Source organism: Sedimentisphaera cyanobacteriorum (genome assembly GCF_001997385.1).
GTDB classification, from domain to species: Bacteria; Planctomycetota; Phycisphaerae; order Sedimentisphaerales; family Sedimentisphaeraceae; genus Sedimentisphaera; species Sedimentisphaera cyanobacteriorum.
This window is the reverse complement of the sequence record NZ_CP019633.1, coordinates 2825476-2849381: the sequence shown is the minus strand read 5'-3', so window position 1 is coordinate 2849381 and position 23906 is coordinate 2825476. Positions and strand designations below refer to the sequence as shown.

The following is a 23906-nucleotide window of genomic DNA, read 5'->3' as shown; positions in this document are numbered from 1 at the left end:
GGTGGCACGGGAATTGTATGCGCTGATGGGATGGTTTGAAGAACCATGTAAATCCCAATTGCTTTTAACCTTTATTTTCGGGGGACAGAATGAACAACTTTCCTGAAGACCAAGGCCTTTACTCCGCCCGGCATGAGCACGAGAACTGCGGCGTTGGGGCTGTGGCCAATATAGACGGCCAGCGAGAGCATAAGATAGTAGAGTATGCCAAGAAGATTCTGCTTAATCTCCATCACCGCGGCGCAGCAGCGGCAGATGAGGTTACAGGGGACGGGGCAGGTATTCTTATGCAGATTCCGTATGGCTTTTTCAAGGAAATCGCAGGCTTCAATATTGCAGAAGAATCCAGATTCGCAGCTGGAATGATTTTTCTGCCTAAAGATGAAGCCAAGAGAAATGCATGCTGCGAGATACTTTCGAAATCTCTTGATTCCTGCGGTATAAAGATATCCGGCTGGAGGGATGTTCCTGTATGCAGGGACTCACTTGCAGATATCGCCCTTTCAGCAGAGCCTGAAGTGATGCAGGTTTTTCTCGAGGCCGATTACTCTGGTGAAGAGTATGAAAGGAAGCTATACCTTGCAAGACGCAGAGCTGAGAACTCTGTAAAGAGCAGGTTTGCGGATATAGGCAATGATTTCTATATATGCAGTCTTTCGTGCAGCACGATCTGCTATAAGGGAATGTTTATGGCTCATCAGCTCTTCAGCTACTACCCCGAGCTTAGCGATGAGCGGATGAAAACTTCCATCGCTGTGGTTCATCAGAGATACAGCACCAACACCTTCCCGAGCTGGCCGCTCGCCCAGCCATTCCGGTATATGTGCCACAACGGCGAAATAAACACGCTCCACGGAAACCGGAACAATATGAAGGCGCGTGAGTATGCGATGGAATCGGAATACTACGGGGAGGACATCAAAGACCTGTTCCCTGTTTTGGAGGAAGACGCCAGCGACTCTGCGACCTTCGACAACTGTCTCGAGCTTCTGGGCAGAACGGGCAGGTCTCTGCCTCATTCGCTTATGATGATGGTGCCTGAGGCATTCGGGCTGCAGTATCACATGAGCACGTACAAGCGGGCGTTTTACGAATACCACGCCTCAATTATGGAGCCGTGGGACGGTCCTGCTGCAATTCTATTTACAGACGGTAAAGTTCTCGGCGGGACTCTCGACAGAAACGGGCTCCGTCCGTGCAGGTATGTGGTAACCGAAGAGAACACCGTGATAATGGCGAGCGAGGTTGGGGTGATTGAATTCGCTCCGGAAAAGATTCGCACCAAGGGAAGGCTTCAGCCCGGAAAGATGTTCCTGGTTGACACAGAAGAAAAGAGGATAATCACAGACAACGAAATAAAGAGCAACATATCCAGAGCGCACCCGTACGGCAGATGGCTCGCAAACAACAGAATCGAACTCCGCGGGCTTTTCAGTGCCTGTTCGGGGATTGCCGAGGTGAACCCGGAAGACACCTATCAGCAGCTCCGATGCTTCGGCTATACTAAGGAAGAATTCAAGATGGTAATCGAGCCGATGGCGCTGAACGGCCAGGAGCCGGTGGGTTCTATGGGCAACGATGCCGCCCTTTCGTTTCTCTCGGATATGCCCAAGAGCCTGTTTACATACTTCAAGCAGAGATTCGCTCAGGTTACCAACCCGCCGATCGATCCAATGCGTGAGGGGCTGGTAATGTCAACGATGCAGTATATCGGGCGAAAGAGGAATCTGCTCAGCGAAGACCCGAAACACTGCAAGCAGGTTCGCCTGCCTCACCCTCTGGTTACCAACGATGATATGAATATGCTTCGAAAGGCGAGCAGAGAGGATTTTGTTGTCTCAACTGTGGAGGCAGTTTTTGATGCGAAGTCAGAAGACCCGGGAAGAGCATTGTCTGAAGCGTTGGATAAGCTTATAGACGATATAGAAAACGCAATCAGGCAGGAGGATGCCTCGATTATCATAATAAGCGATAAGGGCGTAAGCGAGAGCCTCGCCCCGATTCCTGCTCTGCTTGCGGTAAGCGCTGCGCATCACGGGATGCTCAAGCGGAAGCTCCGCGGTCAGGCGGCAATTGTTCTTGAAAGCGGCGAGCCGCGTGAAGTGAATCATTTCTGTCTGCTCAGCGCTTACGGAGCGGATGCTGTGAACCCGTATCTTATGATTGAGGCTGTAGGGATGTTCAGCAGGACGGGAGAATTCTCCGAGAAGCTCCCTACAGGCCAGCTTCTGGACAACCTGATCAGCGCTTTTAAGAAAGGCATCCTCAAAACAATGAGCAAGATGGGGATATCCACGATAAGGAGCTACAGGTCTGCCCAGCTCTATGAAGCGGTAGGGCTAAACAGCGAGATGGTGGATAAATACTTCTGCGGTACAGACTCACGCATTGAAGGTGTGGGGCTGGAACATATTGCCAGGGAAACCATAGAAAAGCACAGGAAGGCCTTTAAGCCAGACCTGTCCCAGCCGGAGATTGAATTTGGCGGAGACTATCACTACCGCCTTCAGGATGAGAAACACGGCTGGACTCCAAAAGCTATTACAAGGCTTCAGCATGCAGTAATGAGCAATGACAAGGAAGCTTATGAAGATTTTGCAAAGGAAGTAAACGAGAACGACCGCAATCTCTGCACAATTCGCTCGCTTTTTAAATTCAAGAAGGCTGAGCCGATTGATATATCCGAGGTAGAGCCGGCGGAGAAAATCGCAGCCAGATTCTGCACGGGAGCAATGAGCCACGGGTCTATAAGCAAAGAAGCGCATGAATGCCTCGCCATAGCGATGAACAGAATAGGCGGAATGAGCAACACCGGCGAAGGCGGGGAAGACCCAAAGCGATACCAGCTCGATGAGAACGGAGACGATAAGAACTGCAAGATTAAGCAGGTTGCCAGCGGGCGGTTCGGCGTTACGATAAACTACCTCGCCCATGCAAAAGAAATACAAATCAAGATGGCTCAGGGTGCAAAGCCGGGCGAAGGCGGACACCTGCCCGGCAAAAAAGTAACCGAGGAGATAGCCAAGCTTCGTAATTCGATGCCCGGGGTGTCGCTGATATCGCCCCCTCCGCACCACGATATATACTCAATCGAAGACCTCGCCCAGCTCATCTACGACCTCAAATGCAGCAACCCGGAAGCAAAGGTCTCCGTGAAGCTGGTATCAGAAGTGGGCGTGGGTACAGTAGCAGCGGGCGTTGCAAAGGGCAATGCAGACGAGGTGCTTATCAGCGGCGGGGACGGCGGGTCCGGAGCAACTCCGCTCTCGTCGATAAAGTACGCAGGCGCTCCATGGGAGCTCGGATTAGCCGAAACCCAGCAGACCCTCGTTTTGAACGGGCTTAGAGACCGGATAAGAGTGCAGACTGACGGGCAGCTTCGAACCGGAAGGGATGTAGTGATAGCAGCGATGCTCGGCGCAGACCAGTACGGCTTCGGCACCAGCGCGCTTGTCAGCCTCGGCTGCCTTGTTATGAGGAAATGCCATTTGGGAACGTGCCCTGCGGGAATAGCAACGCAGGACCCGGAGCTTAGAAAATGCTTTATAGGCAGGCCGGAGAATCTTGTGAACTATATGATGTTTGCTGCAGAAGAGGTAAGGCAGATTCTCGCAAAGCTCGGGGCAAAGACCCTTGAAGAGGTGATAGGACGGTGCGACCTTCTTGAAATGAACGAGGCCGTCGAACACTGGAAGGCCAAGGGTGTGGACCTATCGAAGATATTCTACAAAGCAGAGCCTTTCAACACCGACATAAGCCTCACGAAAAGGCAGACTGACAAGCTCAAAGGCCACAGCGACTGGGAGCTGATTGAGATGGTGAAGGATTCAATAGAAACCGGCAAGCCTGTGGTTAAAAGCTGCAAAACCGTAACGCAGAACAGAACGCTTGGAACTATCCTCAGTAATAGAGTTGTGAAGAAATGGGGGCTTGGAGGCTTAAAAGACAACACCATAACCTTCAACATCTCCGGCTCGGGCGGACAGAGCTTCGGGGCATTCTTAACCAAGGGGATAACGCTCAGGCTTGAAGGCGATGCAAACGACTACCTCGGCAAAGGGCTCTCAGGCGGAAGGATTATCGTTAAAACGCCTGAAGGCTCGCCGTTTATCCCGCACGAGAATATAATAGCGGGCAATACGCTGCTCTACGGAGCTACCGCCGGAGAAGTGTTTATCAACGGCGTTGCCGGCGAGAGGTTCTGCGTGAGAAACAGCGGTGCAACCGCGGTGGTTGAAGGCGTGGGCGATCACGGATGCGAGTATATGACAAACGGGATGGTGGCAGTGCTGGGGAAAACAGGCTGCAACTTCGCTGCGGGCATGAGCGGCGGTATTGCATACGTTTTCGATGAAGCCCAGCTCTTCGACACCCGATGCAACCTTGATATGGTGGATATCGAATTTGTGCACCATCAGGAAGATAAGCAAACGCTCTACAACCTGATCACAAAGCATTACGAGGAAACCGGCTCGGAAAGGGCTGAGTGGATTCTGAAATCTTGGCGCGATATGGTGGGCAGGTTTGTGAAAGTGATGCCTGTGGACTACCGCAAGGCGCTCGAGAGAATCAGAGAACGTGAACAAAGACAAAACGATAACGCTCCTGCAACTGAGGAGGTGTATAATGGGTAATCCAACTGGATTTATGCAGTATAAGCGCAAAGAAGAAGGGCACCGCCCTGCTGAAGAGCGCGTTAAAGACTACAATCAAATTATGGTTCCGCTTACGCCGGATGAGCTCAAAAATCAGGCAGCCAGATGTATGGACTGCGGCGTTCCTTTCTGCCACGGCTGCGGCTGCCCTCTGGGCAACAGGATCCCTGAATTCAACGATTACGTTTACAAGGGAAACTGGAAAGAGGCCTGCCGAGTGCTGCACAGCACGAACAATTTTCCTGAGTTTACAGGGCTTGTATGCCCCGCCCCGTGCGAGGCAGCCTGCACAATCGGTCTTCGGGATGACCCGGTAACGATACGGCATATTGAGTATCAGATTGTTGAACACGGCTTTGAAAAGGGCTGGATAAGGCCTCTGCCTCCGCGAGAGAAAACGGGCAGAAAGGTTGCTGTGGTTGGCTCAGGGCCTGCGGGGCTCGCTGCCGCTCAGCAGCTTGCAAGAGCCGGGCACAGCGTAACACTTTTCGAGAAGGAGCCGGCTTTAGGCGGACTGCTGCGATACGGAATCCCAAACTTCAAGCTCGAAAAAGGGGTTATCGACCGCAGGATAAATCAGCTTCTGGAAGAAGGTGTGATTATCAAAACCAACGTTGATGCAGGTAGAGACATTACAGCAGAACAGCTTGAGAAGGATTACGATGCAGTGTGTCTTACGATGGGTGCCTGGGTGCCTCGTGATTTGAAAGTTCCGGGAAGGCAGCTTGGCGGAGTGCACTTCGCTATGGAGCTGCTGAGCCAGCAGAACAAGGTTATCAGCGGGGAGCCTGTAATAGAGGCTATTTCGGCGAAGGATAAAGTGGTCGTAGTGATCGGCGGCGGGGATACCGGAAGCGACTGCGTGGGCACGTCAAACCGCCATGGAGCAAAGGAAGTTCATCAGTTTGAGATCCTGCCCAAGCCGTCTGAATCAAGGCCTGCGCATCAGCCTTGGCCTTTCTGGCCTCAGATTATGCGAACCTCCACAAGCCAGGAAGAAGGATGCTCGAGAAAGTGGGGCGTTGCCACGAAGGAAATCCTCGGAGACGGGCATAAAGTTACAGGCCTTCGGTGCGCGAACGTTGAGTGGAAGAAAGACGAGGCCGGGAAATGGCAGATGGAAGAGAAATCAGAATTTGAAATGAAGGCTGATTTAATACTGCTTGCGATGGGTTTTCTGCACGTTGACCACAGCGGGCTCGTGGATCAGTTCGGGCTTGAGCTGGACGAACGGGGCAACGTAAAGACGGATAACTTCCAAACCAGCTCGAACAGCGTATTCGCCTCAGGGGATACCATAACCGGCGCATCGCTTGTTGTGAAGGCGATAAATTCCGGTCGGCTGATGGCAGACGCCGTTCACAGGAAGCTTCGAGCAGACTAAGCTTAAAAACTGCAAATATCACGCATACTCCCCGGAGCTGAAAGGCTTTGGGGAGTTTTTGCTTTAAGGGGTGGATAAATCAGCCCCTCAAGACTATAATACCCGCTCTTTAAATTCTCGGAAGCATACAAATGAAAACAAAAGACCTTGAATATTATCTGCCGGAAGAACTGATCGCACAAAAGCCTGCTGATGCAAGAAGCAGCTCTCGGCTTCTCGTTTTGGATAAGCAAAACGGGACGCTCGATGACAGGCTTTTCAGCGATATCGGCGATTATCTGCGCGTAGGAGACTGCCTCGTACTCAATGACACGAAGGTTCTCTCGGCTCGCTTCTTTGCCAAACGAGAGACAGGAGCCTCGCTTGAAGGGCTTTATCTCGGGCAGGCAGGCGAAAATGCATGGCATATAATGCTTCGAAACGCTAGGAAGGTGAAGCCGGGTGAGAAAATTCTGCTCTTGAACAGGGATAAAGAGGTGTATATGAAGGCTCTTGCCTGCCACAGAATGGGCGACGGGAGCTGGTTTATAGAGCCCGAAACCGACCGGCCTGCAGAGGAAGTGCTCGATAACATAGGATACGCCCCCCTGCCGCCATATATATCCCGCCCGGGCGGGGGCGAGAACCCCGAGATGGACAGAAAACGCTATCAGACAGTTTTTGCGAAAAAGGAAGGGGCTGTTGCAGCGCCTACAGCAGGCCTGCATTTCACCGAACAGATCCTCAGCTCTCTCGAAAAGAAAGGCGTTCATACTTCAAGGGTTACGCTTCATGTGGGCGCAGGAACGTTTAAGCCCGTTACAGCGAGCGAGCTCTCCAACCACGAGATACACAGCGAGAAATACAATCTAAGCAAAGATGCAGCTGAGAAGATAAACGCCGCAAAAGAAAACGGAGGCAGGATAATAGCCGTGGGGACTACAAGCGTTAGAACGCTGGAGACGGCTGCCGCAGGCGGAAAGCTCGAAGCCTGCTCGGGCGAAACGAGGCTATTCATTGTGCCCGGGGTGAAATTTAATATAGTTGATGCGATGATTACAAACTTCCATCTGCCCCGCTCCACACTGCTTGCGCTTGTGGGGGCGTTTGCGGGGATGGATAAGATTATGACAGCCTACAAACACGCCGTAGAGAAAAGATACCGCTTCTTCTCTTACGGCGATGCGATGCTTATATACTGAATCGAGAGGTTAAATGCCGCTTCTGCAGCTTAAAAACATAGAGAAATCATTCGGAACAAACAAGCTCTTTTCAGGGCTCGATATGAAGATATACCGCAAGGAAAAAATCGGTCTTATCGGCAACAACGGCACAGGAAAAACAACGCTTTTCAAGATGATCCTCGGGAAGGAAACCCCCGACGGCGGCGAAATCCTCAGCCGAAAGGATTATTCTATAGGGTATCTGCCTCAGGAGCCTTTCTTCGAGAAGGAAAAAACCGTAATAGATATAATGCAGGAAAACCTCTCGCACATCTACGAGCTCGAAGAGCAGGTGGAACAGGCAGCCTCAGAGCTTGAAACTAAATCCGGCCAATCGCTCGAGAAGGCTATGGCCAGATATGAACAGCTCAGCCTGAAATTTGAACTCGCCGGCGGATACGACATCGACACGAGGATTAAGATGATTCTCTCTGGCGTAGGTCTGGGCGAGGAACTGTACGGGAACAAGGTTTGTCAGCTCAGCGGCGGGCAGCTCTCCCGCCTCGGACTTGCCTCAGTGCTGATAACTGGCAGCGACCTTCTGCTTCTGGATGAGCCGACCAACCACCTCGACCTTGCAGCAACCGAATGGCTCGAAAATTTCCTCAAAAACTATCCCGGCGCCGCTCTGATCATAAGCCACGACAGATTCCTGCTCGATAAGGTGGCAGTGAAGATCGCTGAGCTTGAGAATATGAAGGCCACATTATGGAAAGGCAATTATTCCCAGTTCCTCGAAAGCAAAGAGAACGACAGAATCCGCCGAGAACGCGAGCAGGAAAAACGCCAAAAGATGGTGGATAAGGAAATGGACTTCATCGCGCGCAACCGCAACGATGTGGGGATGAGGCGCGTAGCGAGGGGCAGAGCCAAACGCCTTGAAAGACTTCTCGAGGAGAATCCGGACTTTCTCGAAACTCAGCAGAAAATCCGCACGCTCTCCTTCAGCTTCGAAGACATCAAAAACTTCAGCCATAACGTGCTCAAGTGCAGATCGCTGAGCAAGGCATACGGAGAGCTAAAGCTCTTCTCAGAGCTCAATTTCGACCTCACTCTCGGCCAGAGCCTCGCAGTAACCGGCCCAAACGGGACGGGCAAGAGTACGCTTTTGAAGATTGCTCTGGGCAAAATCGCTCAGGATACCGGCAAGATAAAATTCGGCAATAATCTGAATGTGGGCTATTTAGACCAGCAGGGAGAAGAGCTTTTGCCAGAATCATCCGTAATCGATGAGATCCTCCGGCTGAGAAAAGACCTCAAGCCCGAACAGGCAAGAAATGTTCTCGGGGCGTTCCTCTTTTTCGGGGACGAGGTTTTCAAGAGGGTTGAGAATCTCTCCGGAGGCGAGCGAAACAGACTTATGCTCTGCCGGCTGGTGCTTGAAAGGCCGGATGTGCTGGTTCTCGACGAGCCCACAAACCACTTGGATATCGCCAGCAAGGAGGCCCTCGAAACCGCCCTTCAGGAATTTGAAGGCACGGTAATTTTCGTAAGCCACGACCGATACTTCATCGATAAGATATGCGACCTGCTGATGGTGATTGGGGTTGATGAATGCGGCAGAAAACAGATGGGCAGGCACGAATTCTTCGGGCCGGGTGAAAAGCTCTACACCGAATATTACAACACCGCTGCCAGACGCGCGCAGGATGCCCTGAAGAAAAAATACAGCGAAGAATCCACCAAATCGCAAACGCCTGTACGCAAAAACAAAAGGCACAAAGAAAGGAAAACCGCGCCCGAAGAGCTCAAACCGTTTAACAAGTACAGGCCGGAGGATATTGAGGATTTTATTATGGAAAAGGAATCCCTTATCGAAGAGCTCAAAGATAAATTCGGCCTTGAAGAATACTACAAAGATCACAAAAAAATGGGCGAACTTCAGGAGCAGGTAAACATCGCCGAGAGCGAGCTGGAACTGCTTTACAAGGCGTATGAATGGAAATTAGGGTAAGGTGAATGCCTTGGAAAAGAATATACTCGGCAAACTTCTAATCTCTTTCGCCCGTGTGGGACTCTTTACTGTGGGCGGGGGATATGCAATGCTGCCGATGCTCAGCCGTGAGGTAGTTGGAAAGCGGGGCTGGGTAAGCGAGGAGGAAATGCTCGACTACTACGCAATCGGGCAGGCAACCCCGGGCGTTATCGCAATAAATGTGGCGGCGTTTGTGGGATACCGTCAGGCAGGCGTTCTCGGCACAATCTTCGCAGGCATAGGCGTAGTTGGGCCTTCTGTGATAATCATCTCGCTGATAGCTGCGTTTCTATCGGGCTTTCAAGACTATATATACGTGCAGAAGGCGTTTGCAGGAGTGCGTATTGCTGTTGCTGTAATGATAATATACACGCTCGTTAATATGGGCAGAAGAGCAATAAAGGATTATACCGGCGGCCTGCTGGCCGCGATAGGTTTTACTGCTGTAACACTGCAGATCATCTCGCCGGTGCTGTTTGTGGCGGCGGTTATCTTTTATGCGTTAGTGCGGGAAAGGCAGAAAGGCGGAGAATGATTTATCTGAACCTTTATACTATATTTTTCATAACAGGGCTTTTCACCTTCGGGGGCGGGCTTGCATCTCTGCCGATTCTTCAGGATTTTCTCGTGGAAGGCGGCTGGATAAGCCAGCACGAATTCGTTGATATGATAGCTGTTTCCCAATCCACTCCCGGCCCTATAGGAATAAATTTAGCCTCATACATCGGCTATACCGTGGGCTCGTTCCCGGGAGCGGTTATAGCATCGACAGGACTTTTAACCCCTGCATACATAATCAGTATCCTAATTATACGCTCAATCTCAAGCTATTCTGACAACAGATATGTAAATGCAGTAATGAAGCGAATAAGGCCGGCAGTGATAGGGCTTATCGGTGCAGCGGTTTTCTTTATCGCTTCAAATGCGCTGGCCGGACCAATAGCACAATCCGGGGATATCCTAAACTTCCGCTGCATAATCCTCTTCGCCCTGTTTGCACTGCTGAGATTCTTCCGAAAGCTCCACCCTGCGATTTTCATTCTCCTCGGAGCCTTGGCAGGCATCGCTTTTCTGTGAATTGTTTTTTCAAAACCATCGGCAAAGCAGCAAAAACGCCGAGCTGTTCGGCTTGCCGAGCTGATTGATTTGTCAAATTGCGGGCGTTAACTGGGGGCGAATACAAGTGCAGTAAATCCATTGACAGCATAAATTGTTATGGTTTAATATTTTGCAGGCAAATATTCATTTTCTAATTGAGGTTGATTATGGAAAACAAAATAAAACAGCTGGCAGAAATTCTGGATGACGCGCCTTCTTTCAGCGACAATCAAATGAGAGCTGTTTACTTCAAAGAATCGCCTAAAGACGGGCATTATTATCCTTCCTCAATTGTTTTGGTTAATTCAGAAAATTTTAACAACTTAAATCTGCCGAGTGATTGGGGAAGCAAGCATGAGGCTGTGGAGCTGTATATAGGTTAGATTATCACACGCCGCAAGGCTTTTATATAATTCCCGGAAGAGACTATTAACTTTGGCACAGGCAGAATCAGAAAGACAGATCCCGTTTATCCCCGGCGAAGAGCTTGAGATGAGAGTCGGCGGAGGCAAGCAGGACGTGCGTCTCGACAGCTACCTGTGCAGCAGGTTCGGGCAGCTCAGCCGGCAGAAGATGCAGCGGGTAATCCGTCAGCAGGAGATTCTCGTGAACGGCGTAAAGGCCAAGCCCTCCCGCAAGCTCTGTTCGGGCGATTTAATAAAGCTCACCCTCCCCTCCCGAGAGATCGAACCTGAGGCGATGGAGCTTGAGGTCATTTATGAGGATGAGGATGTGGTAGCGGTGAACAAGGCCCCGGGCGCTATCGTTCATCCGGGCAGGGGCAACCCGAACGGCACGCTTCTCAACGGGCTTTATCATTATGCCGCAGGGAGATTCTCGCCTGATGTTGTGCACAGGCTCGACAAGGACACCTCAGGAGCTGTTGTCTTCAGCAAGCACGCCCGAGCAAACGCCTTCCTTTGCGAGCAGTTCCAAAAGCGAACAACGCACAAGATTTACAATGCGATTGTAAGCTCGAATTTCGCTGAGGATGAGGGCATTATAGACGTCCCGCTCGGAGACCACCCAAATGAGAATATCCACAAGCAGGCGGTGCGTCCGGACGGAAGGGACGCAAAAACAGCTTACAGAGTTGTTGAACAGATGGGCGATTTTGCTCTTGTCGAAATCGAGATATTCACTGGCCGAACGCATCAGATTCGCGTTCACCTTGAACATATAGGCTGCCCGCTTGCAAACGATCCGCTCTACGGCGGCCGGCTTCTTGAGTCCCCCGAACTCAAAAGAACCGCCCTGCACAGCAAAAAACTTGAGCTAATCCTTCCGTGCGGGAAGAAACGGGCGATCTCTGCAAAAATCCCTCGAGATATGCAGGCCTTCCTTGAGAGCCGGAGGGCTTAGATAATCTGCTTGAGTTATATGCTGCTGACTTCGCAGTTTTAGCCGAATCATATAATTCACATCATAGCGAAGCACCCTATAAGAATTTGTTTTTAATTGATGGCCTTAGCGCATAAACGATGACTCGTGTTTATTCCGAATCGAAGTTTATTATCCACAGATTTTATGTTTTTTTACCGCGAAGCCCGCGAAACACACGAAGGGGATATTTTTTTAGTAAAATTTTTATCCACAGATGGCACGGATGGCACAGATGTTTTTATGAATGTAAGCGATTGCAATAAAACAATTTATAACAAAATCTTCGCGCCCTTCGCGTCTTTCGCGGTTCAAGCAAATTACCCGCCAAAAGATTTCTCTCCGCCTTTTCCTTATTTAATATTTATCCTGTCAATCCTGTTAATCCTGTTAAAAAAAACTCCCCTCCGCTTCCTCCGATATCTCTGTGTAAAAACTTCAGCCCCCGCATTGGCGGAGAATATCAAATTGCGGGGCAGCTCTCCGGCGGGTGATGAGCAAGACCGCCTCAATTAAGAATAATTTAACCACCGATTTAAAAGGAATGTTAAACATTGAGCCTGTCCGCCGCAGGCGGAGAGTTAGCGGAGTTATCGGAGAAGATATAATATATTAGTGAAAAATCAGAGCAGATCAGCGGCTGAAAAAACTTCTATCCAACTTTTCAGTACCAAATATTTTTCATGTTACTCCTATAAATCCCGTCTAAAAAATCTCGCCTCCGTTTCCGCTCTGTTTGCTGCCCACTTATTCCGTCCCGCCGCAGGCAGTGAAATAAGCGGACAGCCAGTATCTACTATAGGCTGGCCGCAGCATTTACGGACTGAGCCAGCGGTTCGCTGCTTAATAAAGCAGCGTCGTACAGCGGTGTTCGCCGTGGCGGACCCGCTAGGATAGCGAAACGTGAAGAGCCGGCGTTAAGCGAAAAATCTATTCTAAAAGAATGCCTAGCGGGTCCGCCGCAGGCGGACTCCGCTGTAGTACGGGGGATGTTTAACATTGAGCCTGTCCGCCGCAGGCGGAGAGGCAGCGGCAGCTGCAGGAGAAAAACTTTCCCCTTATCATTGCCTGGAACTAAAAAGATTCTGTCTAAAATTATCCCCTTAGTGCTTCTTAGCGTTTCTCAGTGGCTGAAAATCTAATCAGCTAAAAACCCTCTCGTTTCAGAAATCGCCGAGTTGAATTCTCTTGAAAGCGATTCCGAAATCCAGTATGATAATGCAGGCAATATGATTTATGACGGCGGGAATAAGTATGAATATTCTGCCGGAGGTGCGTTGGTCTCAGTTGAATCGGGAGGACAAGTGATCGAATACAAATACCATGCGTTGGGGCGCAGGGTTGTGAGAAGCTCGGGCGGCGAGGAAACGTTCTGCCTGTACGACCCGCTCGGCCGCTGCGTGAAGGAGCTAACCACCACCGATTCGGGCGAAACGCTCGCCGCCGGGGATGAATACGTTTACGGCAATGGTTTCGCTGAGCTGATTTCGGTTTGCGATGCTTCTGGCGGCGTGGAATACGCCCTCACCGACGCGCTGGGCAGTGTGGTATGCTTGGCCGGCTCGCCAGCATACATAAGCCGGATTTGCGAAGATGCTGGGACGCACAGCGTAACGCCGCAAGGCGTACGCTTCTCACCCACGCTGCTTTTTCCATTAGGATTTTGGCGGGCAGCTAAGAGCTGCTCCGCTGTGTGGCGATGGCTTTTTTCGCAAAAGGAGCCAAATCGCGCATACTCGCCCGGCCTCGGCCGCTGCGTGAAGGAGCTCACCACGACCGATTCGGGCGAAACGCTCGCGGCGGGGATGTCAAAATCAAGTTGACTAAGTGTTGATATATGTTAATATATATGGACATTTAGTCAACAAGGTATTGCAAATGGGAATAAAGGCTCAAAAACTAATTGAACATCTCAGACAGTATGGAATGCTCAAAACAGGAGAAATCGTTGAGCTTGGCATCTCGAAGGAGTATCTTCGAAAGCTTACGGTACAAGGAACTGTGGAGAGGGTTTCCCGCGGCCTCTACAGTCTGCCCAACAATGATTACTCGCCGATGCAGAGCATTGCTGAGGCTTCGAAACAGGTGCCTAAAGGGGTAATTTGCCTTCTTTCTGCCCTGCGTCTTCACGGATTTACAACACAGAATCCATTTGAGGTCTGGATTGCGATAGAAAATCGTTCCCGCAAACCCGAAATTAAAGCTTCTGCAAAGGTGAGATATGTGCGGTTTTCGAAAAGGGCATTTACCGAAGGAATACAGGAGAAACGGATAGATCAGCTTAAGGTGCGAGTTTATTCGCCGGCAAAGACGGTGGCGGATTGTTTTAAATATCGCAACAAGATTGGGCTGGATACAGCTCTGGAAGCCCTTAGAGAAGGCTGGCGGGAAAAGCATTTTACAATGGATGAGCTTTGGAAATACGCCAAAGTGTGCAGGGTGAGCAATGTGATTCAGCCATATCTTGAAAGCATTACTGCATTATGAGCAATCGGGAAAAGAAAAACATAGCTGATTCCATTTTACAGCGTCTAAAAAATTATTCGCAAATGCAAAGGGAAGATCGCGGCCTTACGCTGACAAATTATGCAATAGAGCGTTTTCTTTATCGATTGAGCAATTCTCAATATGCCAACGATTTTGTTCTCAAGGGAGCGCAGCTTTTTCGGGTATGGGGGAATAATCCTTACCGGCCAACGAGAGATCTTGATTTGCTTGGGTTTGGCAATCCTGATGTTTCCCGGCTGGAGGAGGTTTTCAGAAATATTTGCCGGATCGAAACTGATGTGCAGGACGGAATCACATATAAAGCGGAATCTGTGAGAGGGCAGGCAATTCGGGAAGATAATATGTATGACGGCGTAAGGATTAAGCTTGAATACAGAATAGGGCGTACGGGAGAATTTATGCAGATAGACATTGGGTTTGGTGATGAGGTTTATCCGCCTGAAAAGCAGGCCGCTTTCCCTGCAATACTTAATATGCCGGCACCAAAGCTAAGGACATACTCGTATGAGCTGGCAGTAGCTGAAAAGATTGAAGCAATGGTAACTCTGGGGTTTGCGAACAGCCGTATGAAAGATTTTTACGATGTGTATCAGCTTGCCGGAAAATTTGAATTCGACGGCAAACTGTTAGCTCAGGCGATTCAAAACACATTTAGGCGAAGAGGTACAGCAATCCCCGAAGAACTGCCTACATCTTTTACCAGAGAATTCTATGAAGACAAATTGAAACAGAGCCAGTGGGATGCTTTATCTCAAAAAATAGCCTAAAAGAGATATCTTTTCCATCAGCAGCAGACAAAATAAAAGATTTTATTCTTCCGGTGCTCAGAGCTTTGTCAGAAAATGAAAGTTTTGAACTTATTTGGAAACCCGGCAGGCAATGGAGTAAAGAAAGAAAAAATTGGAGCAGCTGTTAATATTCATTATGAAATTGCAGCTGTTGAGATATGTATAAAAGAGAGTAAAATGCATCTTCTGGAGGATGAGTGATTCAGTACAAATATGATGCGTTGGGGCGCAGGATTGTGGGAAGCTTGGCCGGCTCGCCGGCATACATCAGTCGGATTTGCGAAGATGCTGGGACGCACAGCGTAACGCCGCAAGGCGTACGCTTCTCACCCACGCTGCTTTTTCCATTAGGATTATGGCGGGCAGCTAAGAGCTGCTCCGCTGTGTGGCGATGGCTTTTTTCGCATAAGGAGCCAAACCGTGCATACTCACCCGGCCTCGGACGATGCGTGAAGTAGCTCACCACGACCGATTCGGGCGAAACGCTCGCCGGCGGGGATGAATACGTTTACGGCAATGGGTTTTGCGAGCTGATTGCGGTGTTTTTGCATTGCGTTTTGTTTTTCGATATTATATATTGAGCGGGTTTTTGAACGAGGTTCATAGCAGGTTTCAGCGTGCTTAAAATAAAAGCATGGAGAATGATTTATGAAGAAAATCAATGTATCCGGCAGTGAAATAATGCTTTACAATGTTGACCGTGAGAACTACATCTCGATAACAGATATTGCAAAATACAAAAACCCCGACTCGCCAGCCGATATCATTAAAAACTGGATGAGGAGCAAAAATACGATTGAGCTTCTTGGGCTGTGGGAGCGAATCCACAATCAAAACTTCAAACTGGTCGAATTCGACCAGTTTAGGAATCAGGCCGGCTATAATCATTTCGTGCTTTCGCCCAAGAAATGGATAGATTCAACAAATGCGATAGGCCTTCAGTCCAAACCGGGCAGATATGGCGGCACATTTGCACACGCAGATATAGCGTTAGAATTTGCGTCCTGGGTGTCGGTAGAATTCAAATTTTATCTGCTGAAGGAATTTCAGCGGCTCAAAGAAAACCAGACGCAAGAGCTGGATTGGTCGGTTAAACGAAGCCTAACTAAAATCAACTACCGCATACATACTGATGCGATTAAGGAGCACCTGATACCGCAGCAGATTGATAAGAAACAGGCCTCTTTTCTATATGCAAGCGAAGCAGATGTTTTAAATGTTGCCCTTTTCGGAATGACCTCCGCACAATGGCAGAAAGCCAACCCGGATGAGAAGGGAGATATCCGTGATAATGCTAATGTGATTCAGCTGGTATGTTTGGCAAATTTAGAAAATCTTAATGCTCTGTTTATATCTGAACGCCTGCCGCAAAATGAAAGACTTGAAAGACTAAACGAGATTGCAATAAAGCAAATGAAACTGCTGGTAGAAGAAGCGAACCGCAAATTGCTGAGATAAAACCAAATGAGAATCAAAATAAACACTGTTAGTGGTTTTAAGCCATAGCAGTTTATTCGAAATCAGAAGTACTGGATTTGCGAAGATGCTGGGACGCAAAGCGTAACGCCGCAAGGCGTACGCTTCTCACCCACGCTGCTTTTTCCATTAGGATTTTGGCGGGCAGCTAAGAGCTGCTCCGCTGTGTGGCGATGGCTTTTTTCGCATAAGGAGCCAAACCGTGCATACTCACCCGGCCTCGGACGCTGCGTGAAGGAGCTCTCAGCCCTTAATCTGATCAACCATTTTCCTGAGTCTTACAGCGATTTCCGTATTTTCCTTCATCAGGTCTTTATGTTCGCCCGGTATAGCTTCGAGCTTCAAATCATCAACCACAAATTCCCAGCCGAGTTTCGGGCCTCTGAGTTTCCAAAGTTCGCTGCCCATAGCCTTAAACAGCACGGCTTGGCCTTTATAAGTTCCAGATTTATACTCATAAGCGGCGGATAGATTACAGTCGTACACTTCCGCTCGATTTGAAACATATCTGTTTTTGAATTCTTCGTCCTGCTCGTTGAAATGGGCGCCAATCACATCATCTGCAAGGTCTGATTCCTTAGTTTTCAGTCTCTCTATGATTTCTTTGCTCATCTCGGCTGGCCCGAGGGCGATAAGATTTTTTATAACCGTAAGATGCTGCCTCATTTTTTCCCGCCGGCAAGTTTTGCGGGAGCGTCTATGAGGGCTAAAATGCTCACGTTTCTGCCTTGCTTCTTGAATATTCTTGCCATCTCGTAGGCGATCCAGCCGCCGAAGCACCACCCCACAAGCGCAAACTTTCCTTCCGGCTGGATATCATTGAGCAGCTTAACATATCTGGCAGCCATCTGCTCGATTGTTTTGTCTGCCTGATCAATATGCCAAAGCCCAATAGACTGAAAACCGAAGCAGGGCTGGTCTTCTCCGAGTTCGTGCACTATATTTGCATACGCCAGAATGTCGCCGCTGGTGGAATGCAGGAAATAAATCGGCGGCCTGCCTTTCTCGCCTTTGTTGAGCGACACAATGCACTTTTCGTCGGAATTTTCTGCCCCGTCAACCTTGAATTCCAGAAAGGCGGCCAGCTGTGCGATCACCGGATATTTAATCACCTTTTCAAAGTCGAGCGCAAGCCCGCGTTTGCTTAGGAGCGTTTCCATCTTAATAGCCATCAATGAATGTCCGCCGAGGTCGAAGAAGTTTTCATATATTCCGAAGTCTTCTCTTCGGAGGATTTTTTTCCACGTTTCCCAAAGCACTTCTTCCATTGGGTTTCGCGGCATTACAATCTGATCTGTTCTGGAATGCGCCTCAATTCGGTTTTCTACAACATCTGCGAAGAGTTTCTTTCTGTCAATTTTTCCGTTTACATTCAGCGGCATCTCCTCCAAAACGTAATACCCGCTCGGTCTCATGTAGGTGGGCAGTTTTGAGGCGAGAAAATCAGTAAGTGATTCAACGCTGAACGGCTTTGCCTTCGGCTCAGCAAAGCAGTAAAGCCTGATCCCATCCTCTTCTTCGGAAGCAACCACAGCAGCAGAGTTTACATTTTCGCTGTCGAGCACAAATTTTTCAATCTCGCTGAGCTCCACCCTGAACCCACGGATCTGAACCTGCAAATCCCGCCTTCCCACATAATCGATATTCCCGTCCGGCCGTCTTTTTGCAACATCGCCGGTTCGGTACATCCGATTGCCCTTTATGATTGGGTCGGGAACGAATACCTCGGCCGTTTTCTCCGGCATACCTGCATACCCTCTTGCAACGCAGTCCCCGCTGATGCAGAGCTCGCCTTCTTCGCCTTCTTTTACGGGGTTTAACTCATCATCAAGTATATGTATCACGCAGTCGCCCACTTCGCTTCCGATGTGAGGGTATTTGCCGTCGTCCTCCGAACTGACCAGCCCTGCTGTAACAGTAACTGTGCATTCTGTAGGGCCGTACTCATTGTACAGATTGAACGGCAGATTCGGCAGAGGCCTTACTCTGAGCCTGTCGCCCATGGTTCGCATAGTACGAAGCGAACACTCATCAGGCCACTGCATACGAATAATCTTTTCTGCTACGGGAGTTCCAACGAGGCCAACGGTTATACCTTTTCGGCACATCCAGTCGATCATATTTTGAGGCACGTAAACTGCTGAAGGCGGAGCAATGCAAAGCCTCGCCCCAACTGATAAAGTGCTCCATATCTCAGACACTGAAACATCAAAGCTGAAGCTCGAAACAAGACTTGCCACGTCTTTGCTGGTAAGTTTGTGGAATTCTATATTCCAGTCTATCTCCTGATTAAGATTTCTGTGCTCTATTTCCACACCTTTGGGTGTGCCTGTCGAGCCGGAGGTGTACATTGAATAGGCAAGGCTTGTTGGGGAACAGTTAAATGATATATGCTCTTCAGGAGGTTCGGATTTGAGGATTTGTTCAATATCTATCTCTATAACTTCAAACCCCTCAGCCCACATTGGCGCATTGCCTTTAACGCAGAATATAATATTCATACAGGAATTTTCTGCTATGTATATAAGCCTTTCGTCCGGATAATCTGCATCAAGGGGCACATAAGCCGCACCAACCTTCATCACAGCAAACGCAGAGACGACAGCCTCAACGCTTTTTCCGCAGCTTATCCCAACTTTCTGCTCAAGCTGGATGTTTTTTGCAAGGAGCTTTTCAGCAAGGACATCTGAAATCAATATCAGCTCTGAAAATATAATCGAATGATTCTCGTCGCTCACTGCTGTTTTATCAGGGAACAGCCCTGCTGCTTCCGTTACCCTTTCGGTAACGTTTAGGGTTGACTTTTGTGAGGATTGCTGTGCTTCTGCATAGCTTTCAAAATTTGTCATTACAAACTCCGTTTTTGCCAATTGTTTGAAAGCGTATTAATGAATTTCGAAAATTTAATTTTTGCGTTTTTTCAAAAACCATAATAAGCTATGAAAAATATTTATCAAGCTATTATTTAACAGATAAACATAAAGGTGTGCGACAATATTTTTTGGCAGAATTCAAATCATCACGCTGAAATGCTTTGCAGAATTTATTGCTGTCTATATTGCCCTGAAACTCGCTAAGGATTATTTGTCTGCGGGTTTTGCTGGCGACTAGGGGCGGCGAACCTGCGCGAGCGATCATCTCTCCACAGCGAAAAGATTCTTCATATTACAGCAAAGCGGAGTCCTCTTTGCATCGCCGGGGCAGCTCGCTATTTCTTGTGGTAAAAAAATATATTAACCACGGAGGCACACGGAGGGGCACAGATGTTTTATGATGTAAAGCCTTTATATAAAACAATTTATAACAAACCTTCGTGCCCTTGGTGTCCTCGTGGTTTAAACCAATCCCATGAGGTTCAAACAAATTACCCGCCCAAAAAACCCGTCAAAATCCTGTGAATCCTGTGAAAAAATTCGTTCCTTTCGCAGACCTCGCCGTTTGAAAAAATGAATCGGCAAATTTACGGATTATTTCCGCGTCCGCTTAATGGGCATATTAAGATCATTCCTTCTGAGGGAATCGGCGGCTCCAATCGTAAAGAAGCAGGATCCCGTCTATGCCCCAAGGAGATTTGAATTTGAGCATCCCGCCTTTATGTTTCTCAATATCGCTGAGTATTTTCCATTCACCGGTTTTAGAGTTCAACCAGCCTGCTTTATAGAGTTTTTCACTCGGCGCTTTTACTGCAAATTCTTTTTCAGTTAATGCCTGCACGACAAGACAGTTTCTCCCTTCATTATCTTTACCGTAAAGGCATCTGTTTGGCTTTGAAACTAAATCCTCCCTGCACTGCATATTCTCAACCGGCAGAGCCATTCGGCCTGAGCGGTTTTCGCCTTTGAAAAAATCGAGTGCAATCCGGCAGCAGTTCCAAAAGGCGTCTCTGCTGCGAAAATCCTCGCAGGTGAGGTCTGAATGTGCGTGTTTGTAGCCGAAGTACCATTCATTGCCCCAGCCGCCGGCCATAAACGTGCCCCAAATCGCATTCCGCCTTGCATCATCGTGCGAATTGCCCGCGTCATTATCCGGCCTTAAGGCATGCTGGGCATCTCCAGGCTCATCGCAGGCAACAGCCCAAACCTTCCCTGCCTTCTTTGCCTTCTGTATATAGCTCTTCACTCGAGGGTAAACATTTCTGAAATCTGGCTTGTTAGTTTGTACGGACATCCCCGTAAGCCTCGAACCTTCTCCCATAAGGTCGTGGTGCGGATTTCCCATATTATGAATTACGATGTGATGATGGTACGGGTCGTTCTGGAAGAAGTATTCTGCCCAGCTCTTTTTCTGGCTTGTGGAAGCATTGTTTACCTCTTCGCCGAGATTCCAGTTGATGGCCAGATGGTGGCTGAATCTGGCTATAAGCTCGCGGTAGTAGAGCTTTCGCTGCTTGCCTAAATCGCCGCCGTCAAGGAGCAGCTCATTCTCTGTTTCCTGCGTTTTAAAGTGCAGGAACATCCCCTTTTTATCGGCATATTCGAATACTATCTCCCATTGTGCAAGCTTTGAGCAGTCCATTCTGAACCGTTCGTTGTAATCGGTGTATGGAAAAACGTTTCTGTCGTCGCCTTTGATATTCATCGGAATAAATGAAAATGCGTTTAGCCCTTCGCCTGCCAGATAGTTTATCGCTCCGATTATTTCAGTTCCCTTTTTGTCCTGCCAGTACGGATCGCCCGAGTCCCAATCTTTTGCATGGGCAGACCAGCTTTTTACCAAATGATCCTTCCGGCCGTCTGTTTTGAAATTGCCATCGAAATCTTCGTATGCAAGAAAGTTTTCGGGAGCGTCTGTGCCCTGTTTGATGAAGTATTCTCCTGAGCCTGCAAACTTGAGAAATGTTTTGCCCACATACTCAAGCCGGCCTTTACCGCGGAAATCTCTGCCAGATTTATCCGACGGAACTACTTTGAATCTTCCCGAAATTCCGTGATAAGGGGCAAGAGGTTTGCCAGCTTCCAGTTTTTCCGAAACCGCTGCATTTTTCCCCTTGCGGAATGAAATCTCGTATGTCCATTTACCGTGCTTATCCGGACACAGGTGCGCACACCATTTATTACCGTTCTGTGCTGAGGAGTTTGCGGAGTCTCCGTCTGCAGCAAAATACCCGGGCACCCTGTATTTCAGCCCGCTTTTTTCGTGCTTGAAAACAACGTACATTCTGTAATCGGTGAAAGGATTGGGCGTTCCGTTTTCGCTTGCCTGTGGTCCTTCAAGCGTGAGTGTGATTTTGTGCCACTGGATAAGCCTTTCGGGGCTGTCGAACGGGCCAGCTAATTCAGGGCTTGCTGAAACGAAACCGCAAATAAGCAAAAAAGCAATTGGAGATAATCTGAACTTCCCTGTACACAGCATAAATCAACCTCAAAACTTTAACAATTTTACGAATTTGCAGCCATTTTATAATCTTATTCTTTCAGGTCAATTATATTATCCATCTTCAGCAGCGCAATAAAAAAGGCCGGGTCAATTAAGAACCGGCCTTATTATTTGTAAGCAGTTTTATAGCTTAGCTCTTGAGACGCTGTTCGAGGCGGTCAACCTGAGCGACCATACGGTCAGGAAGTTTATCGCCCATAGTTTCGAAGAACTCTCTCACGATAGGCAGTTCTTTCTTCCAGCCTTCAGTATCTACACTGAGGATCTTGTCCATCTCTTCATCGGTAAGATCGATGCCGTTGAGATCGAGGTCTTCCTTCTTAGGCATCTTGCCGATAGCAGTGTCATAAGCGCCGGCCTTGCCGTCAACACGCTCACACATCCACTTGAGAACGCGGCTGTTTTCGCCGAATCCAGGCCAGATGAATTTGCCCTTTTCGTTCTTCTGGAACCAGTTCACATAGAAGATCTTCGGAGCATTTTCGCCGAGCTTATCGCCCATATCGAACCAGTGCTGCCAGTAGTCTGCCATGTGGTATGCACAGAACGGAAGCATAGCGAATGGGTCGCGGCGTATAGCCACGCCAGAATCGAGAGCAGCGGCAGTTTTCTCAGATGCTGCTGTAGCACCCATGTAAACACCGTGATCCCAGTCCATAGCTTCTGTAACCAGCGGAACAAGCTCGCTTCTGCGACCGCCGAAGATAAAGATATCGATAGGAACGCCAGCAGGGTCTTCCCAGTCTGGACAGACATTTGGGCACTGAGCCGCTGGAGCTGTGAAACGAGCGTTCGGGTGTGCACCCTTCTCGCCTGATTCAGGAGTCCATTCTCTGCCTTTCCAGTCGATGCCGTGCTTGCATTCGCCGTCGCCGTCTTCCCACCATACATCGCTGTCGTCTGTAACAACGCAGTTGGTGAAGATTGAATTCTTTTCGCAGGACTTAACAGCCATCGGGTTGGTTTTGCTGTTTGTTCCTGGTGCTACGCCGAAGAAGCCGGACTCAGGATTGATTGCGCGAAGCTGGCCGTTATCGTCCATCTTCATCCAAGCAATATCATCGCCCACGCATTCAACCTTCCAGCCTTCTACTGTTGACTGAAGCATTGCGAGGTTTGTTTTTCCGCAAGCACTCGGGAATGCAGCAGCGATGTGGAATTTCTTTCCTTCCGGATTTGTTAGGCGGAGGATAAGCATATGCTCAGCCATCCAGCCTTCTTTCTTAGCCATAACTGAGGCAATCCTCAGGGCAAGGCATTTCTTTCCGAGAAGTGCGTTTCCGCCATAGCCTGAGCCGAACGACCAGATCTTCTGTTCTTCTGTAAAGTGTGAAATGTATTTCTTCTCAACAGGAGCGCAAGGCCACATGCCGTTATCGCTTTCGCCTTCAGCAAGCGGCTTGCCGACAGAGTGCAGGCAGGGAACGAAGTCGCCCTGTCCGAGGGCCTCGAGAACTTTATCGCCAACTCTTGTCATAATGTGCATATTGCAAACAACGTAGCCGCTGTCTGTGATTTCGAAACCAATCTTAGATATCGGAGAGCCAATCGGGCCCATAGAGAAAGGAATAACGTAGAGAGTACGGCCTTTCATGCAGCCGCTGTAGAGATCTCTCATTGTACCTTTGAGCTTGTCCGGGTAGATCCAGTTGTTAGTTGGGCCGGCATCAGATTCATTTTCGCAAGCGATGTAGGTACGTCCTTCAACGCGCGCAACATCTGACGGGTCTGAACGGAAATGGAAGCAGTTTTCACGTGCTTTGAGGTCTGTGGCAAGACCTTCGTTAACCATTCCTGCCATAATTGTATCGTATTCGTTTTTTGAGCCGTCGCAGAGATATACATCATCAGGTGTACAAAGCTGTACGGAATCTGCGATGAACTCGTTTAATTTTGAGTTGTTCAAAGCCGCCAGCTTCTCATACTGCTCCGGCCTCATACAACCCTTAAGATATTCCAGGTCATTTCCCATAAATAGAAATCCTTCTGTAAAGAAATTGCTAAAGTGTTTTTCAAGACACACCGATACCGCATCGGATTCAACCGTTCAAAGATTGTAAGAAA

General features: G+C 48.9%; 19 protein-coding genes. 14 read left to right on the top strand and 5 right to left on the bottom strand.

Annotation, left to right across the window (positions count from 1 at the left end):
• The first annotated feature begins 89 nt into the window (after nucleotides 1-89).
• The 14 genes from gltB (at nucleotide 90) to L21SP3_RS11250 (ending at nucleotide 16448) form a co-directional block, all read left to right on the top strand.
• Nucleotides 90-4634 carry a glutamate synthase large subunit gene (gene gltB, locus L21SP3_RS11310; protein WP_077541594.1) on the top strand — a complete coding sequence of 1515 codons (4545 nt, stop codon included), beginning with the start codon at nucleotides 90-92 and terminating at the stop codon, nucleotides 4632-4634.
• Entirely contained in the window at nucleotides 4627-6039 is a 1413-nt protein-coding gene (locus tag L21SP3_RS11305; protein ID WP_077541592.1) for a glutamate synthase subunit beta, read from the top strand. The genes gltB and L21SP3_RS11305 overlap by 8 nt, the downstream gene beginning before the upstream one ends.
• 131 nt (nucleotides 6040-6170) lie before the next feature.
• Complete coding sequence (gene queA, locus L21SP3_RS11300; RefSeq protein ID WP_077541590.1) at nucleotides 6171-7220, top strand: tRNA preQ1(34) S-adenosylmethionine ribosyltransferase-isomerase QueA; 1050 nt, start codon at nucleotides 6171-6173, stop codon at nucleotides 7218-7220.
• A gap of 13 nt (nucleotides 7221-7233) precedes the next feature.
• Nucleotides 7234-9195 (top strand): ribosomal protection-like ABC-F family protein, encoded by a 1962-nt coding sequence (gene abc-f, locus L21SP3_RS11295; protein ID WP_077541588.1) that lies wholly within the window; start codon nucleotides 7234-7236, stop codon nucleotides 9193-9195.
• A gap of 10 nt (nucleotides 9196-9205) precedes the next feature.
• A complete protein-coding gene (locus L21SP3_RS11290) occupies nucleotides 9206-9751 on the top strand; it encodes a chromate transporter (RefSeq protein ID WP_227806774.1) in 546 nt (181 codons plus the stop codon).
• A complete protein-coding gene (locus L21SP3_RS11285; protein ID WP_077541584.1) occupies nucleotides 9748-10293 on the top strand; it encodes a chromate transporter in 546 nt (181 codons plus the stop codon). Before L21SP3_RS11290 ends, L21SP3_RS11285 begins: the two co-directional genes overlap by 4 nt.
• A 188-nt stretch (nucleotides 10294-10481) precedes the next feature.
• Nucleotides 10482-10697, top strand: coding sequence for a hypothetical protein (locus L21SP3_RS11280; protein ID WP_077541583.1), 216 nt, complete (start codon nucleotides 10482-10484; stop codon nucleotides 10695-10697).
• A 52-nt stretch (nucleotides 10698-10749) separates the two neighbouring features.
• Nucleotides 10750-11676, top strand: coding sequence for an RluA family pseudouridine synthase (locus L21SP3_RS11275; protein ID WP_077541581.1), 927 nt, complete (start codon nucleotides 10750-10752; stop codon nucleotides 11674-11676).
• A 1196-nt stretch (nucleotides 11677-12872) separates the two neighbouring features.
• Entirely contained in the window at nucleotides 12873-13517 is a 645-nt protein-coding gene (locus tag L21SP3_RS11265; RefSeq protein WP_077541577.1) for a hypothetical protein, read from the top strand.
• A 55-nt stretch (nucleotides 13518-13572) separates the two neighbouring features.
• Nucleotides 13573-14181, top strand: coding sequence for a type IV toxin-antitoxin system AbiEi family antitoxin domain-containing protein (locus L21SP3_RS11260; protein ID WP_077541575.1), 609 nt, complete (start codon nucleotides 13573-13575; stop codon nucleotides 14179-14181).
• Nucleotides 14182-14243: 62 nt separating this feature from the next.
• A complete protein-coding gene (locus tag L21SP3_RS11255; RefSeq protein WP_161488195.1) occupies nucleotides 14244-14969 on the top strand; it encodes a nucleotidyl transferase AbiEii/AbiGii toxin family protein in 726 nt (241 codons plus the stop codon).
• A gap of 75 nt (nucleotides 14970-15044) precedes the next feature.
• Entirely contained in the window at nucleotides 15045-15191 is a 147-nt protein-coding gene (locus tag L21SP3_RS12040) for a hypothetical protein (RefSeq protein ID WP_161488194.1), read from the top strand.
• Nucleotides 15188-15448, top strand: a complete 261-nt coding sequence (locus L21SP3_RS11925) for a hypothetical protein (RefSeq protein WP_123785192.1) — start codon at nucleotides 15188-15190, stop codon at nucleotides 15446-15448. The genes L21SP3_RS12040 and L21SP3_RS11925 overlap by 4 nt, the downstream gene beginning before the upstream one ends.
• 190 nt (nucleotides 15449-15638) lie before the next feature.
• Nucleotides 15639-16448, top strand: coding sequence for a KilA-N domain-containing protein (locus L21SP3_RS11250; RefSeq protein WP_077541571.1), 810 nt, complete (start codon nucleotides 15639-15641; stop codon nucleotides 16446-16448).
• 62 nt (nucleotides 16449-16510) lie between these two features.
• On the opposite strand, the gene L21SP3_RS11920 is transcribed toward L21SP3_RS11250, so the two are convergent.
• From L21SP3_RS11920 to L21SP3_RS11230, 5 genes are all read right to left on the bottom strand, one after another.
• Nucleotides 16511-16729 (bottom strand): hypothetical protein, encoded by a 219-nt coding sequence (locus L21SP3_RS11920; protein ID WP_123785191.1) that lies wholly within the window; start codon nucleotides 16727-16729, stop codon nucleotides 16511-16513.
• A complete protein-coding gene (locus L21SP3_RS11245) occupies nucleotides 16710-17132 on the bottom strand; it encodes a thioesterase domain-containing protein (RefSeq protein WP_077541569.1) in 423 nt (140 codons plus the stop codon). Before L21SP3_RS11245 ends, L21SP3_RS11920 begins: the two co-directional genes overlap by 20 nt.
• Nucleotides 17129-19315: an amino acid adenylation domain-containing protein gene (locus tag L21SP3_RS11240; RefSeq protein WP_077541567.1), complete on the bottom strand. Its 2187-nt coding sequence runs from the start codon at nucleotides 19313-19315 to the stop codon at nucleotides 17129-17131. The genes L21SP3_RS11245 and L21SP3_RS11240 overlap by 4 nt, the downstream gene beginning before the upstream one ends.
• 652 nt (nucleotides 19316-19967) lie before the next feature.
• On the bottom strand, nucleotides 19968-21818 hold the full coding sequence (locus L21SP3_RS11235; protein ID WP_077541565.1) for a DUF5060 domain-containing protein: 1851 nt from the start codon (nucleotides 21816-21818) through the stop codon (nucleotides 19968-19970).
• Nucleotides 21819-21972: 154 nt separating this feature from the next.
• Nucleotides 21973-23781 carry a phosphoenolpyruvate carboxykinase (GTP) gene (locus tag L21SP3_RS11230; protein WP_077541953.1) on the bottom strand — a complete coding sequence of 603 codons (1809 nt, stop codon included), beginning with the start codon at nucleotides 23779-23781 and terminating at the stop codon, nucleotides 21973-21975.
• Nucleotides 23782-23906 lie beyond the last annotated feature (125 nt).

Bases quoted from the DNA above. Each gene is read 5' to 3' on its own strand.
- gltB (WP_077541594.1), top strand. From the start codon at position 90: ATGAACAACTTTCCTGAAGACCAAGGCCTTTACTCCGCCCGGCATGAG.
- L21SP3_RS11305 (WP_077541592.1), top strand. From the start codon at position 4,627: ATGGGTAATCCAACTGGATTTATGCAGTATAAGCGCAAAGAAGAAGGG.
- queA (WP_077541590.1), top strand. From the start codon at position 6,171: ATGAAAACAAAAGACCTTGAATATTATCTGCCGGAAGAACTGATCGCA.
- abc-f (WP_077541588.1), top strand. From the start codon at position 7,234: ATGCCGCTTCTGCAGCTTAAAAACATAGAGAAATCATTCGGAACAAAC.
- L21SP3_RS11285 (WP_077541584.1), top strand. From the start codon at position 9,748: ATGATTTATCTGAACCTTTATACTATATTTTTCATAACAGGGCTTTTC.
- L21SP3_RS11280 (WP_077541583.1), top strand. From the start codon at position 10,482: ATGGAAAACAAAATAAAACAGCTGGCAGAAATTCTGGATGACGCGCCT.
- L21SP3_RS11260 (WP_077541575.1), top strand. From the start codon at position 13,573: ATGGGAATAAAGGCTCAAAAACTAATTGAACATCTCAGACAGTATGGA.
- L21SP3_RS11255 (WP_161488195.1), top strand. From the start codon at position 14,244: ATGCAAAGGGAAGATCGCGGCCTTACGCTGACAAATTATGCAATAGAG.
- L21SP3_RS12040 (WP_161488194.1), top strand. From the start codon at position 15,045: ATGAAAGTTTTGAACTTATTTGGAAACCCGGCAGGCAATGGAGTAAAG.
- L21SP3_RS11250 (WP_077541571.1), top strand. From the start codon at position 15,639: ATGAAGAAAATCAATGTATCCGGCAGTGAAATAATGCTTTACAATGTT.
- L21SP3_RS11245 (WP_077541569.1), bottom strand. From the start codon at position 17,132: ATGAGGCAGCATCTTACGGTTATAAAAAATCTTATCGCCCTCGGGCCA.
- L21SP3_RS11240 (WP_077541567.1), bottom strand. From the start codon at position 19,315: ATGACAAATTTTGAAAGCTATGCAGAAGCACAGCAATCCTCACAAAAG.
- L21SP3_RS11235 (WP_077541565.1), bottom strand. From the start codon at position 21,818: ATGCTGTGTACAGGGAAGTTCAGATTATCTCCAATTGCTTTTTTGCTT.
- L21SP3_RS11230 (WP_077541953.1), bottom strand. From the start codon at position 23,781: ATGAGGCCGGAGCAGTATGAGAAGCTGGCGGCTTTGAACAACTCAAAA.